The organism is Kosakonia pseudosacchari, assembly GCF_900184035.1.
Lineage (GTDB): Bacteria > Pseudomonadota > Gammaproteobacteria > Enterobacterales > Enterobacteriaceae > Kosakonia > Kosakonia pseudosacchari.
The window spans coordinates 371,927-385,807 of sequence record NZ_FXWP01000013.1 but is presented as its reverse complement, the minus strand read 5'-3'; the positions used below and the strand labels follow the sequence as shown (position 1 = coordinate 385,807).

The 13,881-nt window shown below is 55.5% G+C and carries 17 protein-coding genes and 1 riboswitch; of the genes, 8 read left to right on the top strand and 9 right to left on the bottom strand.

What is annotated here, in order from left to right:
* Positions 1-4 precede the first annotated feature (4 nt).
* Positions 5-1,111, top strand: coding sequence for an ABC transporter permease (locus BN2591_RS11875; RefSeq protein WP_086871687.1), 1,107 nt, complete (start codon positions 5-7; stop codon positions 1,109-1,111).
* A gap of 54 nt (positions 1,112-1,165) precedes the next feature.
* Here the strand turns inward: BN2591_RS11875 and BN2591_RS11870 are convergent, their stop codons facing one another.
* A complete protein-coding gene (locus BN2591_RS11870) occupies positions 1,166-1,603 on the bottom strand; it encodes a YbhQ family protein (protein ID WP_086871685.1) in 438 nt (145 codons plus the stop codon).
* A gap of 132 nt (positions 1,604-1,735) precedes the next feature.
* Here BN2591_RS11870 and BN2591_RS11865 point away from each other — a divergent pair, with 132 nt between their 5' ends.
* The 3 genes from BN2591_RS11865 to BN2591_RS11855 are packed head-to-tail and all read left to right on the top strand — an operon-like array spanning position 1,736 to position 4,703.
* The gene (locus BN2591_RS11865; RefSeq protein ID WP_086871683.1) at positions 1,736-2,497 is read left to right on the top strand and encodes an endonuclease/exonuclease/phosphatase family protein; all 762 of its coding nucleotides are present in this window, start codon (positions 1,736-1,738) and stop codon (positions 2,495-2,497) included.
* Entirely contained in the window at positions 2,494-3,738 is a 1,245-nt protein-coding gene (clsB, locus tag BN2591_RS11860; protein ID WP_086871681.1) for a cardiolipin synthase ClsB, read from the top strand. Before BN2591_RS11865 ends, clsB begins: the two co-directional genes overlap by 4 nt.
* Entirely contained in the window at positions 3,735-4,703 is a 969-nt protein-coding gene (locus BN2591_RS11855) for a lysylphosphatidylglycerol synthase domain-containing protein (protein ID WP_086871679.1), read from the top strand. The genes clsB and BN2591_RS11855 overlap by 4 nt, the downstream gene beginning before the upstream one ends.
* A 4-nt stretch (positions 4,704-4,707) precedes the next feature.
* Here the strand turns inward: BN2591_RS11855 and BN2591_RS11850 are convergent, their stop codons facing one another.
* The 7 genes from BN2591_RS11850 to moaA all read right to left on the bottom strand — a co-directional run bounded on the left by BN2591_RS11850 (position 4,708) and on the right by moaA (position 8,950).
* On the bottom strand, positions 4,708-5,409 hold the full coding sequence (locus BN2591_RS11850; protein WP_086871677.1) for a Bax inhibitor-1 family protein: 702 nt from the start codon (positions 5,407-5,409) through the stop codon (positions 4,708-4,710).
* 75 nt (positions 5,410-5,484) lie between these two features.
* The gene (locus tag BN2591_RS11845; protein WP_017455996.1) at positions 5,485-6,192 is read right to left on the bottom strand and encodes a Bax inhibitor-1/YccA family protein; all 708 of its coding nucleotides are present in this window, start codon (positions 6,190-6,192) and stop codon (positions 5,485-5,487) included.
* A gap of 57 nt (positions 6,193-6,249) precedes the next feature.
* On the bottom strand, positions 6,250-6,702 hold the full coding sequence (gene moaE / locus BN2591_RS11840; RefSeq protein WP_086871675.1) for a molybdopterin synthase catalytic subunit MoaE: 453 nt from the start codon (positions 6,700-6,702) through the stop codon (positions 6,250-6,252).
* A gap of 1 nt (position 6,703) precedes the next feature.
* Positions 6,704-6,949, bottom strand: a complete 246-nt coding sequence (gene moaD / locus BN2591_RS11835; protein WP_086871674.1) for a molybdopterin synthase sulfur carrier subunit — start codon at positions 6,947-6,949, stop codon at positions 6,704-6,706.
* The gene (gene moaC, locus BN2591_RS11830) at positions 6,942-7,427 is read right to left on the bottom strand and encodes a cyclic pyranopterin monophosphate synthase MoaC (RefSeq protein WP_086871673.1); all 486 of its coding nucleotides are present in this window, start codon (positions 7,425-7,427) and stop codon (positions 6,942-6,944) included. The genes moaD and moaC overlap by 8 nt, the downstream gene beginning before the upstream one ends.
* A 3-nt stretch (positions 7,428-7,430) precedes the next feature.
* Positions 7,431-7,943 (bottom strand): molybdenum cofactor biosynthesis protein B, encoded by a 513-nt coding sequence (gene moaB / locus BN2591_RS11825; protein ID WP_086871671.1) that lies wholly within the window; start codon positions 7,941-7,943, stop codon positions 7,431-7,433.
* 17 nt (positions 7,944-7,960) lie between these two features.
* Positions 7,961-8,950: a GTP 3',8-cyclase MoaA gene (moaA, locus tag BN2591_RS11820; RefSeq protein WP_086871669.1), complete on the bottom strand. Its 990-nt coding sequence runs from the start codon at positions 8,948-8,950 to the stop codon at positions 7,961-7,963.
* A riboswitch (molybdenum cofactor riboswitch) is annotated at positions 8,938-9,083 on the bottom strand. Its footprint overlaps the gene before it by 13 nt.
* A 226-nt stretch (positions 9,084-9,309) precedes the next feature.
* Here moaA and yvcK point away from each other — a divergent pair.
* The 4 genes from yvcK (at position 9,310) to pmrB (ending at position 13,728) form a co-directional block, all read left to right on the top strand.
* Positions 9,310-10,218 carry a uridine diphosphate-N-acetylglucosamine-binding protein YvcK gene (gene yvcK, locus BN2591_RS11815; RefSeq protein ID WP_086871667.1) on the top strand — a complete coding sequence of 303 codons (909 nt, stop codon included), beginning with the start codon at positions 9,310-9,312 and terminating at the stop codon, positions 10,216-10,218.
* 109 nt (positions 10,219-10,327) lie between these two features.
* On the top strand, positions 10,328-11,971 hold the full coding sequence (eptA, locus tag BN2591_RS11810; protein ID WP_086871665.1) for a phosphoethanolamine transferase EptA: 1,644 nt from the start codon (positions 10,328-10,330) through the stop codon (positions 11,969-11,971).
* On the top strand, positions 11,968-12,639 hold the full coding sequence (pmrA, locus tag BN2591_RS11805) for a two-component system response regulator PmrA (RefSeq protein WP_086871663.1): 672 nt from the start codon (positions 11,968-11,970) through the stop codon (positions 12,637-12,639). Before eptA ends, pmrA begins: the two co-directional genes overlap by 4 nt.
* Positions 12,640-12,642: 3 nt before the next feature.
* Complete coding sequence (pmrB, locus tag BN2591_RS11800) at positions 12,643-13,728, top strand: two-component system sensor histidine kinase PmrB (RefSeq protein ID WP_086871662.1); 1,086 nt, start codon at positions 12,643-12,645, stop codon at positions 13,726-13,728.
* A gap of 1 nt (position 13,729) precedes the next feature.
* On the opposite strand, the gene BN2591_RS24885 is transcribed toward pmrB, so the two are convergent.
* Entirely contained in the window at positions 13,730-13,864 is a 135-nt protein-coding gene (locus tag BN2591_RS24885) for a hypothetical protein (RefSeq protein ID WP_279627233.1), read from the bottom strand.
* Positions 13,865-13,881: the final 17 nt, after the last annotated feature.

Sequence of the window (13,881 nt, the reverse complement as noted above, 5' to 3'; positions counted from 1 at the left end):
AGCCATGTTTTACCGCTTACTGACGCTTATCCGCAAAGAGTTGCAATCGCTGCTGCGCGAGCCGCAAACCCGCGCTATTTTGATTTTGCCGGTGCTGATACAGGTGCTGCTGTTTCCGTTCGCCGCCACGCTGGAAGTGACCAACGCCACTATCGCTATCTATAACGAAGATAACGGCAAGCACGCCGTTGAACTGACGCAGCGTTTTGCCCGTGCGAAAGCCTTTACCCACGTTTTGCTGCTGAACAGCCCGCAAGAAATCCGCCCGACCATCGACACGCAAAAAGCGCTGTTGCTGGTGCGCTTCCCGGCAGATTTCTCGCGTAATCTCGACAGCGGCATCACCGCGCCGATGCAGTTGATTCTCGATGGGCGTAACTCCAACAGCGCGCAAATCGCCGCCAACTATTTGCAGCAGATCGTTAAGGATTATCAACAGGAGCTGCTCAGCGGGCGGGAAAAACCGAACAATAGCGAGCTGGTCGTGCGCAACTGGTATAACCCGAATCTCGACTACAAATGGTTTGTCGTGCCGTCGCTGATTGCGATGATCACCACCATCGGCGTGATGATTGTCACCTCGCTGTCGGTGGCGCGTGAACGCGAACAAGGCACGCTCGATCAACTGCTGATTTCACCGCTGGCGACGTGGCAAATCTTTGTCGGTAAAGCGGTGCCCGCCCTCATTGTCGCCACCTTTCAGGCAACCATTGTGCTTGGCGTCGGCATTCTGGCGTACAAAATCCCCTTCGCCGGTTCGCTGCTGCTGTTCTATTTCACCATGCTGGTGTATGGCTTATCGCTGGTGGGCTTTGGCTTGCTGATTTCGTCGCTCTGCTCAACACAACAGCAGGCGTTTATTGGCGTGTTTGTCTTTATGATGCCGGCGATTTTGCTCTCCGGTTATGTATCGCCGGTGGAGAATATGCCGGTCTGGTTGCAGGATCTCACCTGGGCGAATCCAATCCGCCACTTTACCGATATCACCAAGCAGATTTACCTGAAGGACGCCAGCTTCGCGATTGTCTGGCAGAGTTTGTGGCCGCTGCTGGTGATTGCGGCAACCACCGGTTCAGCGGCGTACGCGCTGTTCAGACGCAAAATTATGTGATGCATTTTTCGGCTTGCGTACGGGCATGTGCGCTTGCCCGTCTGTTTTACTGCATTAGCGGTGATCGTGAGGATTGGCTGTGTTGCCGCGTTGATGCAGACCGAAGGATTTAGCGGGAAGTTTTCTCTCTTTGGTTAGCAGCGACACCACCGCCGGCCCCGCGAGGATCGCCAGCCCGACAACCGCCAGCAAATAGTTATTTTGCAATACGCGGGAGAGCAGCCAGATAACAATCAGCGACGCGCCAAAATACCAGGTAGTGGTCAACTCCTCCAGTACATCGCCGAACTCGCGCCAGCGCGCTTCATGGTGGCGCTGGAGAAATAGCATCAGCAACACGGAGATGCCATACAGCACGCACAGCCCTAAGCCAACACGCACCAGCGTGCCGCTCGTCCAGCCCATCACCAGCAGCGTTACAATCAGTACGTGCAACATAATCTGCCAGCAACTCAGGCCAGTCGCGACACGAACACGTTGTTGCCACTTCATGGCTTCTCTCCTGAAGGATTTTTATCTGTATGAAGAGTACTCGTATCTACGGAAAATTCCGTAACCCCGCCCTTTTTTGTGACAGGGACTACAATTTATTTTCACGAGGAGAGTGACGCTGGCAGGAGAGTTATGACCCAACACGCGCGAAATTTTTCATTAAAAGTGCTCACCATAAATACCCACAAAGGCTTCACCGCATTTAACCGCCGCTTTATTTTGCCCGAGCTGCGCGATGCGGTGCGCACTGTCAGTGCCGATATCGTCTGCCTGCAAGAGGTGATGGGCGCTCATGAAGTCCATCCGTTGCATGTGGAAAACTGGCCGGACACCACCCATTACGAATTCCTTGCCGATACCATGTGGAGCGATTACGCCTACGGGCGCAATGCGGTCTACCCGGAAGGACATCATGGTAATGCAGTGCTCTCCCGCTTTCCGATTGAACACTATGAAAACCGCGACGTCTCCGTTGATGGCAGCGAAAAACGCGGCCTGCTCTACTGCCGGATTGTGCCGCCGGATTTGGGTCATGCGTTGCATGTGATTTGTGTCCACCTGGGGCTGCGGGAAGCGCACCGCCAGGCACAGTTGACGATGCTGGCGGAGTGGGTCAATGGGCTGCCGGAAAACGAACCGGTGGTGGTGGCTGGCGACTTTAACGACTGGCGGCAAAAAGCCAATCACCCGTTGAAAGTGCAGGCCGGGCTGGAGGAGATCTTCACCCGTGCGCATGGCCGCCCTGCCCGCACGTTTCCGGTCAGCCTGCCGCTGCTGCGCCTCGATCGTATTTATGTGAAAAACGCGAATGCCAGCGCACCGACCGCGTTGCCGCTGCGTAACTGGCGTCATTTGTCCGATCATGCCCCACTGAGCGCGGAGATCCACCTATGAAATGTAGCTGGCGGGAAGGCAATCGCATTCAGTTGCTGGAAAACGGGGATAACTATTATCCCGCGCTGTTTGACGCCATCGACCATGCGCAACAGCGCGTTATTCTGGAAACCTTTATCTGGTTTGAAGACGATGTTGGCCGTCAGTTGCAGCAGACGCTGCTGCGCGCTGCCCAACGCGGGATCAGCATTGAAGTGCTGCTGGACGGTTACGGTTCGCCGGATCTGAGCGAACCGTTTGTCAGTGCCTTGACGTCGGCGGGGGTCATTTTCCGTTACTACGATCCCGGCCCGCGGCTGTTCGGTATGCGCACCAATCTCTTTCGCCGTATGCACCGCAAAATCGTGGTGATCGATAATACGGTGGCGTTTGTTGGCGGCATTAACTATTCGGCAGAGCACGTCACCAGCTACGGCCCGGAAGCGAAACAAGATTACGCCGTGCGGGTTGAAGGCCCGGTGGTGCTGGATATTTTGCAATTTGAACTGGAGAATCTGCCGGATAACGCACCGGTAAAACGCTGGTGGCGTAAGCGCCGCCATCGCCCGGAGGAGAACCGCAAACCCGGCGAAGCGCAGGCGCTGTTTGTCTGGCGCGACAACGATGATCACCGCGACGACATTGAACGCCACTACCTGAAAATGCTGGCGAACGCGCGCCGCGAAGTGATCATCGCCAATGCCTACTTTTTCCCCGGCTACCGTTTGCTGCACGCCATGCGCAGCGCCGCGCGGCGGGGCGTCACGGTGAAACTGATTGTACAGGGCGAGCCAGACATGCCGATTGTCAAAGTCGGCGCGGAGCTGCTCTATAACTATCTGCTGAAAGGTGGCGTGCAGGTGTATGAATATCGCCGCCGCCCGCTGCATGGCAAAGTGGCGCTGATGGACGATCACTGGGCCACTATCGGCTCCAGTAACCTTGACCCGCTGAGCCTGTCGCTCAACCTCGAAGCCAATCTGATTATTCATGACCGCGTATTTAACCAGACCCTGCGCGACAATTTGCAGGGGCTGATTAATAACGACTGCGTGCGGGTAAATGAGTCCATGGCGCCGAAACGAACGTGGTGGAATCTCGGAAAAAGCGTGGTGGTGTTCCACTTTTTACGTCATTTCCCGGCGATGGTTGGCTGGTTACCGGCGCATACGCCAAGGCTGGCCGAGGTGGAGCCGCCCGTTCAGCCCGAAATTGAAACCCAGGATCGGACTGAAGCGCAGCACTCAGGGGTGAAACCATGACATCACGCTCACATCCGCGCTGGCGGCTGGCGAAAAGAATCCTCACCGTGCTGTTTTTTATTGCTGTTGCGGTGCTGCTGGTGCTGTATGCACAAAAAGTGAACTGGGATGATGTCTGGAAAGTCATCCGCGACTATAACCGCACCGCGCTGCTGAGCGCCGTCGCACTGGTGGTGATCAGTTATTTGTTATATGGCTGCTATGACTTGCTCGGCCGCGCTTATTGCGGGCACAAGCTGGCAAAACGCCAGGTCATGCTGGTGTCGTTTATCTGTTACGCCTTCAACCTGACGCTCAGCACGTGGGTGGGCGGTATCGGTATGCGTTACCGGCTGTACTCACGTCTTGGCCTGCCGGGCAGCACGATTACGCGCATTTTCTCGCTGAGTATTACCACCAACTGGCTGGGCTATATTTTGCTCGGCGGGGTGATTTTTACCTTCGGCGTGGTGCAGATCCCGGCGCACTGGTATATCGACGACACGACGCTGCGCATCGTTGGCGTGGTGTTATTGCTGGTGATTGCGGTCTACCTGTGGGGTTGCGCGTTCGCCAAACGCCGTCATCTGACGATCAAAGGCCACAAGCTGGTGCTGCCATCGTGGAAATTCGCCGTGGCGCAGTTGGCTATTTCCAGCGCCAACTGGATAGCCATGGGGGCGATAATCTGGCTGCTGATGGGTATGCAGGCCGATTTCTTCTTCGTGCTCGGCGTATTGCTGGTGAGTAGTATCGCGGGCGTCATTGTGCATATTCCGGCGGGGATCGGCGTGCTCGAAGCGGTATTCATCGCCCTGCTCGCCAGCGAGCATGTGTCACAAGGCATGATTATCGCCGCCCTGCTCGCCTATCGCGTGCTCTACTACTTCCTGCCGCTGCTGCTGGCGCTGGTTTGCTATCTGTTGCTGGAGAGCCGGGCGAAAAAGCTGCGGGCGAAAAACGAAAAAGCGATGGCGCAGCAGTAAGTTTTTAGCGCGAGTTGGTGCCCGGCAAGAGATACGACAGCAGTTCCAGCGTTCTGAAAAACGCGGTGATGACCCCAAGCCAGACAGCCAGGGCGCCACGGATCGCACAGCTCTGCACGGTGGTGAACTCGCGGGCGTAGAGTTCACGCGCGCTCACGGTGATGGCATTGCTTTTGTATGCGCTTACCGCGCTAAAGAAGAGTACCGCCATTATGCTACCGAACCACAGCAGCAGACCGCTGTGACGCAGGCTGTTTACGGTTATCGCCAGCAACAGACCCGCCAGCGCCATCAGCCAGTAGTATCCGCTGCCGCGCAGGGATGAACCAGCAAAGTGGGCAATTGCCGCGCCAAGCAGATACATCCCGCCGGTTATCGCCAGATGCACGACAATCCCGCCGAGCGGAAACAGGCTGGCGAGCAGCAAGCCCGAGAGGATACTCATCAACGCCAGACCGGCTAACGCCAACCAGGTATTGAAGCGGTCAAAAAGAACGTTGAGCACCAGGGCGGCGACAAACCAGAGGATCACCAGCAGCACAATGATCGCGCTGTGTTCGGTAAACGCGCGGATCGCCATGACATCCAGCACCAGCCAGGCCGTCGCGATACTCAGCGCCATCCCTGCCGCCAGCCATAAGCAAATAGTCACCATCAGCTCTGCGGGGGCGACCTGTGCAGGCTGGATCCAGCCAAAGGGTTTCACCGGGTTCCTCCTTGAATAGTGGCTATCCGCCAGGCAAAAAAATCCCGGCCAGTGCCGGGATCGTGAAGCGGGATATTAACGGCGGTTGCCGAAAATACGCAACAGCATCAGGAACAGGTTGATGAAGTCCAGGTACAGCGTCAGCGCGCCGAGAATGGAGGATTTACGCAGCTGTGAGGCGTCGCGAACATCGATTTGCTGACCGATATTTTTCAGCTTCTGCGTGTCGTAGGCGGTCAGGCCAACGAAAATCACCACCCCGATATAGGTTACTGCCCACATTAGCGCTTCACTTTTCAGCCAGAAGTTGACCAGTGAAGCCAGCAGAATACCAATCAGCCCCATAAACAGCATGCTGCCGAGGCCGCTGAGATCGCGTTTGGTGGTGTAACCGTACAGACTCATCGCGCCAAACATCCCGGCGGTGACAACAAAGGTGGCGGCGATAGATTGCGCGGTGTAGACCAGCAAGATACTGGAAATCGTCAGCCCGGTTAGCGCCGAATAGAGCATAAACAGCGTGGTTGCCAGCCCGGCGCTTAGCTTATGAATCAGCCCGGAGAGCACAAACACTACCGCCAGTTGCGCAATCACCAGGCCAAAGAAGGTTATCTGGCTGGAAAAAACGAACGACATGATGGCTTCGCTGCGCGCGGCGTACCAGGCGACAAACGCCGTCAGCAGAAGGCCGCAGGTCATCCAGCCATATACCTGCGCCATATACGTTTGTAAGCCGGTGCGGCTGTGCTGAACAATTGAATCAGAACGAGGGAAACGGTCCATAATCACTCCAGATTGATGGGTTAGCCTTTTAAGGTTAACACATCTCTGCTCAACGGATTACCAACGTTCCGCCGCCTGCTTGTCGCTGTCGCGGGCTTCCACCCAGCGATCGCCTTCCGGCGTCGCCTCGCGTTTCCAGAACGGCGCGCGCGTTTTCAGGTAATCCATAATGAATTGCCCGGCGTCAAACGCGCTGCTGCGGTGCGCGCTGGCTACGCCAACAAAAACTATCTCGTCGCCCGGCCACAATTCGCCCACGCGGTGATACACCGTGACACGCCCGAGCGGCCAGCGGCTGCGCGCTTCATCAACGATCTCCGCCAGCGATTTTTCCGTCATGCCCGGATAGTGCTCCAGCGTTAACGCACTGACGCTGTCACCTAAATTGTGATTGCGCACTTTGCCGGTAAACGTCACCACGGCGCCGTCTTCATCGCGCGCGGCCAGCCAGGCGTACTCCTCACAGACGTTGAATGTCGCATGATCGACGCAAATTCGCGTGTCGCTCATTTTAGCCTCCGGTCACCGGCGGGAAGAAAGCGACTTCATCGCCGCTTTGCAACGGATGGTCAAAACTGACCAGCGTCTGGTTGACCGCCGCCAGCAGTTTGCCTTCTTCCAGCGCCAGCGCCCAGCGCTCGCCCTGCGCCGCCAGATGCTGGCGCAGCGCCTCGACGGAAGCGAAAATAGTGTCAATAGTGGTGCTGTCGCACCCCACCAGCTCGCGCACCTGCGCGAAAAAAAAGACTTTAATCATTGCTATCCGCCCTGAAATCACCGGATTTGCCGCCGCTTTTCGCCAGCAAGCGCACCGGGCCAATCACCATATCTTTCTGCACCGCTTTACACATATCGTAAATGGTTAACGCCGCGACCGAGGCCGCGGTGAGCGCTTCCATCTCCACGCCGGTTTTGCCGCTCAGGCGGCATACGGCCTCGATACGCACGCGGTTATGTTCCGTCTCCGCCTGCAACAGCACTTCAACTTTGCTCAGCAATAGCGGGTGGCACAGTGGGATCAGTTCCCAGGTGCGTTTCGCCGCCTGGATCCCGGCGATACGCGCGGTGGCAAAGACATCACCTTTGTGGTGGCTACCATCGACGATCATCGCCAGCGTTTGCGCCGACATGGTGACAAACGCTTCAGCGCGCGCTTCGCGGACGGTTTCCGCTTTAGCGGAGACATCCACCATGTGCGCTTCGCCGTCGGCGTTAATATGGGTCAGTTGTGACATAACTTATTTCTTAAGATGGGGGTAGAAATTACACGGGCGCGTACGCGCATCCAGCTGTGGCGCAATGATATTTTCCCATGCGGTGCGGCAGGCTTTGTTCGAACCGGGCATGGCAAAAATCAATGTCTTATTCGCCATACCGGCAACGGCGCGGGATTGCAGCGTCGCCGTACCAATCTCTTCAAAAGAGAGCATGCGGAACACTTCGCCAAACCCTTCGACTTCACGATCGAACAGCGGCAATAACGCTTCCGGCACCTGATCGCCTTCCGTCAAACCGGTGCCGCCGGTGATCAACACGACCTGCACATTTTCGCTTGCGATCCACGCGGAAACCTGGGCGCGAATGGCGTAACGGTTCTCTTTGACAATGGCTTTCTCAACCAACTGATGACCAGCTTCATGCGCGGCGTCGCGCAGCCAGTGACCGGAGGTATCGTCTTCTTCACCGCGACGGCTGGAGACCGTCAAAATAGCAAGCCTTACCGGGATAAACTCCGCGCTGACCTGGCTCATGTCATTCTCCTTGCGGTTTAACCGCCGATGTAGGAAAGGTTTTGCGTAATGCCTGTATTGCCCTGATGCAGGAAGTGCGTCTGCTTTTTGTGCGTTAACGCCACCGCAATACGCTGTTCCAGCATCGCTTGCTGCGCATCGTCTTGCAGCAGATCGCGCAGATTCACGCCGCCATCACCAAACAGGCACAGATGCAGTTTACCGGTCGAGGAGACGCGCAAGCGGTTACAACTGGCGCAGAAATCTTTTTCATACGGCATGATGAGGCCGATTTCACCCTCATAATCCGGGTGGCAGAAAACCTGCGCCGGGCCGTCGCTGCGCTGGCGCAACTGGTGGATCCAACCGCGTTTAAGCAGTTCATCGCGCAGCACCATGCCGGAGATATGGTGGTTGCGGAAAAGCTCGCTGCCCTCGCCGGTTTCCATCAATTCAATAAAGCGTAGCTGGATAGGGCGTGATTTGATCCACGCCAGAAAGGTGTCGAGCTGATGATGGTTCACGTCGCGCATCAGCACGGTGTTGACTTTGACTTTGGCAAACCCGGCGCCGAAGGCAGCATCTATGCCGTTCATCACCTGGCGGAATTTATCCTGCCCGGTAATGGCGTGAAACTGACGCGCATCGAGGCTGTCGACGCTGACGTTGATGGCGGTAAGACCGGCGTCGCGCCACTGTTTAGCGTCGCGCGCCAGGCGGTAGCCGTTCGTGGTGACGGCAATCTGGCGGATAGCGCGGTTTTCGCGCACCGTCGCGATGATGTCGGTGAAATCGCGGCGCAGGGAGGGTTCCCCGCCGGTCAGTCGCACTTTCTCCGTGCCCATGGCGCTAAACGCGCGGGTAACCCGGCGAATTTCCTCGACGCTCAGGAAGCCATTATTGTTGACGCCGCTCGGCTTGTAGCCGTCGGGCAGACAGTAGGTGCAACGGAAATTGCACACATCGGTGATCGACAAACGCAAGTAATAGAACTTACGCGCGAACGCATCGGTAAGTTGTGAGGCCATGTACACCTTTCCAAGTATGGGAGATGCAGTCATTTCTTCCTGCACCCTGGCAGCAGAACCGTTCGGTTTTGCTACGGCCAAAGCACCATGTCGTGAGAGTTAGGTTGCCAAGGCTTGAGTGTATGTTTTGTCAGTAACGCTAAAATTGCTTAGGCGATAGTAGCGCGAACGTCGGGCTTTCGCTATCACGATCATCGCTATATAAATGCATACATAGCGACATGATCGTGCACTTTCGCTACAGAGTACGCGAAAATGCCCTTTTTGCTTTGATATGTGTCATTTTCCTTTCCGCGCGGCATCGTCTTTTGGTGGTATTTAGGCTAACGTAGCGCGGTAAATTTTCATAAGGAACCATTATGCGTAATCGCACACTTGCAGACCTGGATCGTGTTGTCGCCCTCGGCGGCGGGCATGGCCTCGGGCGTGTGATGTCTTCGCTTGCCTCGTTGGGATCGCGGCTTACCGGCATTGTCACCACCACCGATAACGGCGGTTCTACCGGGCGTATTCGCCGCTCTGAAGGCGGGATCGCCTGGGGCGATATGCGTAATTGTTTAAACCAGCTCATTACCGAGCCGAGCGTGGCGTCGGCGATGTTTGAATACCGTTTTAGCGGTAATGGCGAACTTTCCGGGCATAACCTCGGAAATTTAATGTTAAAGGCGCTCGATCACCTCAGTGTGCGGCCTCTGGAAGCGATCAATTTAATTCGCAATTTATTAAAGGTGGACGCGTTTTTAATCCCGATGTCTGAGCAACCGGTCGATCTGATGGCTACCGACAGTGAAGGGCACCAGGTTTATGGCGAGGTCAACATTGACCAGCTTCATGCGCCAATTCAGGAATTAATGCTGTTTCCGAAGGTGCATGCCACTCGCGAAGCGGTCCAGGCAATCGCCGAAGCGGACTTGATTATCATCGGCCCTGGCAGCTTTTACACCAGTCTGCTGCCGCTGCTGCTGCTTGACGATCTGGCGCAGGCGTTACGCCGTACACCCGCGCCGGTCGTTTACATTGGCAACCTTGGTAAAGAACTCAGCCCGGCCGCCGCCAGCCTGAAGCTGGCAGACAAACTGGCGATTATGGAGCAGTACGTCGGTAAAAAAATTATCGATGCCGCCATTGTTGGCCCGAAAGTCGACACGCAAGCCGTTAGCGATCGGTTAATCATTCAGGAAGCGCTGGAAGCCAGCGATATTCCCTACCGCCACGACCGGCATCTGCTGCGCGTAGCGCTGGAAAAAGCGGTGCAACATCTGGGTTAAAACGCAGGCGGCGGGAATTTTTTCTCCCGCCATCGCTTTGCTTAATTTCTTAAGGTTGTCTTAAAAATCGGCTGTCAGCATAGCGCTACTTTCATTGCAGGATCCGAGTATGCGTATGCTTCACCTTCGTCGGCCAACTTTAAGCCGCCTCCATTTTCTTCTGCTCTTCGCCGCTTATATTGCGCTGGGCCTGAATATTGCGTTTTATCATCAGGCATTCACTTTATTGCCGGTGAACTCATTGCATAGCTGGCTGGTTTTCCTTTCCATGCCACTGGTTGCTTTCAGCGTCATTAATATTGTGTTGTCTCTGGCGTCGTTTGTGCGTCTTGACCGCCTGGTTATCTCACTCTTTGTGCTGGTGAGTTCGGCGGCGCAGTATTTCATTTCGACGTTTGGCATTATTATCGACCGTTCAATGATCACCAATATTCTCGACACCACGCCGGCGGAAAGTTTCGCCCTGCTGTCGACCAAACTGGTGCTGACGCTGCTGCTGACCGGCATTCTGGCCGTGGTTATCGCTTGGTGGATTAAAATAAAACCCGCCCGCTCCGCGTTACGCAGCGTAATGTTGCGCGTTGCCAGCATTATTATTTCTGTGCTGGTTATCGTGGCGGTGGCGCTGCTGTTTTATAAAGATTACGCCTCGCTGTTTCGCAATAATAAAGAGCTGGTGAAAACACTCAGCCCGTCAAACTCCATTACGGCTTCACTGTCGTGGTATTCCCATAACCGCACCGCCAATCTGCCGCTGGTGAGAATTGGCGAAGATGCGCGTCAACGCCCGGAAATGCAGCGCGGTCCGCACAAAAACCTCACTATTCTGGTGCTGGGTGAAACTTCGCGTGCGGCGAACTTTTCACTCGGCGGGTATGAGCGTGAAACCAACCCGTTGTTAAAACAGGATAATGTTATTTACTTTCAGAACACCGCTTCCTGTGGGACGGCGACCGCCGTCTCCGTACCGTGCATGTTCTCCGGTATGACGCGCGCCCATTATGATGATCAACTGGCGGCGCATCAGGAAGGGTTGCTGGATATTATCCAACGAGCGGGAATTAACGTGCTGTGGAATGAGAACGACGGCGGCTGTAAAGGCGCGTGCGATCGTGTTCCGCATCAGGATATGACGCAATTAAACTTGCCGGATTACTGCATTAAGGGCGAATGCCAGGATGAGATTTTATTCCACGACCTCGCCAGTTATATCGATAAATTACAGGGAGACGGAGTGATTGTATTACACACGATCGGCAGCCACGGGCCGACGTATTACAACCGCTACCCGGCGCAGTTCCGTAAATTTACACCGACCTGCGATACCAATGAAATTCAGACCTGCTCACAGCAGCAACTGATTAATACTTATGACAACACCATTTTGTATGTCGATTATATTGTTGATAAAGCAATAAAATTGCTGCAATCGAAGCAGGATAAATTCACCACCAGCCTGGTTTATCTCTCCGATCACGGTGAGTCGCTTGGCGAAAATGGCGTTTACTTGCACGGTCTGCCGTACTCCATCGCGCCGGAAACACAAAAACATGTTCCGCTACTGATTTGGCTGTCGCAGGAGTATCAAACGCGTTATGGCGTGAACAGTCAGTGTCTGCAAAAAAATGCGCGGGAGAAGGCGGTTTCACAGGACAACCTCTTCCCGACGATGTTGGGTATACTGGGTGTCAGCACGAAAGAGTACCGTGCTGAAGACGATCTTTTAACCGCGTGCCGGGGGCCGTTGAAATGAAGATTCTGGTGGTTGAGGACGATGCTCTGCTGTTGCAGGGGTTGATTCTGGCGATGCAAAGCGAAGGATACGCCTGCGATGGCGTCTCTACCGCGCACGAAGCGGCGTTGTGTCTGGCGAACGGCCATTACAGCCTGCTGGTGCTCGATTTGGGGCTGCCGGATGAAAACGGTTTACATCTGCTCACCCGGCTGCGTCGCGAAAAATATACGCTGCCGGTATTGATCCTCACCGCCCGCGATACGCTTGAAGATCGCGTCGCGGGGCTGGATACCGGTGCAGACGACTACCTGGTTAAACCTTTTGCGCTGGACGAGCTGAACGCGCGCATTCGCGCGCTGCTGCGCCGCCATAATAATCAGGGTGATAATGAAATCAGCCACGGTAATCTGACGCTGAATGTGACCCGCCGCCAGGCGTGGCTGGATAATCAATTACTTGAGCTGACGCCAAAAGAGTACGCCCTGCTCTCGCGCCTGATGCTGAAAGCCGAAAGCCCGGTACACCGGGAGATCCTCTATAACGATATTTACAACTGGGATAACGAACCGTCGACGAATACGCTGGAAGTGCATATCCATAATTTGCGCGACAAAATCGGCAAATCGCGTATCCGTACTGTGCGCGGATTTGGTTATATGCTGGTGCAACCGCAGGAACGGAGCTGATTGATGGCGCTCTTCAATTTCAGGCGCTGGAGCATGCGCCGCCGTTTGTTACTCACCATCGGTGGCATTCTGGTGTTTTGCCAGCTGGTCAGCGTGTTCTGGCTGTGGCATGAAAGCGAAGAGCAAATCCAGTTGCTGGTGCAGGCAGCGATTCATAACCACAACAATCGCAAACATATTGAGCATGAAGTCCGCGAAGCGGTGGCCAGCCTGCTGGTGCCAAGCCTGCTGATTATCGGGCTGGCGTTGCTGCTCTGTATGCAGGCGGTGAAAACCATTACCCGCCCCCTGCTTGAGTTGCAGGATGAGTTGAATAAACGCACGCCGAACAACCTGCAACCCATCACGCTGAACAATAGCGTCAGCGAAGTAGAAGCCGTTACCTCATCGATTAACGAACTGGTCTCCCGCCTGACGCTAACCCTCGACAGAGAACGGTTGTTTACCGCCGACGTAGCCCATGAGCTGCGCACGCCGCTGGCCGGGCTACGTCTGCATCTGGAATTAATGGCAAAAACCAGCGGTATTAACGTCGACCCACTGGTACAGCGCCTCGAGCAAATGACGGAAAACATTGCCCAGTTGTTGCTGCTGGCGCGCGTCGGGCAATCATTCTCCGCCGGTAGTTACCAGCAGGTGATGCTGCTGCAGGATGTGGTGCAACCCATGCGCAGTGAACTGGAACAGATGCTGACCGCGCGCGAACAGAGGCTGGAAATTGCAGAGCCAGAAAGGGATATTGCGGTCGCCGGTGATGCCACGCTGCTGCGGCTGCTGGTGAGAAACCTGGTGGAAAACGCGCACCGCTATAGCCCGGCAGGATCGACCATTACCGTGCGGATCGAAAACGCCGCCGCACCGGTACTGGCGGTGGAAGATGAAGGGCCGGGCATTGATGAAAGCCGCAGCGGAGAGCTTAGTAAAGCCTTCGTGCGTATGGACAGCCGCTATGGCGGCGCGGGTCTGGGATTAAGCATTGTGTCACGTATCGCGCAACTGCATGACGCGCAGTTCTTTTTGCACAACCGGCTGACGCAATCTGGCGTGCGGGCGTGGGTAAAATTTCTCCCCGGCGCCCGCCAGGCATAAATCAGTAGGTCAGCACCCACAGACGGGCAAAACCAATCACTAGCGCCAGCGCGAAAGCGACAGCGAAAAACTCACGAACCTTAAATTGTTGCATCAGATTGCCCTCCAGAATACCGGTGGGCAGTGTGTCAGGCATACGTTAAGCCAACATTA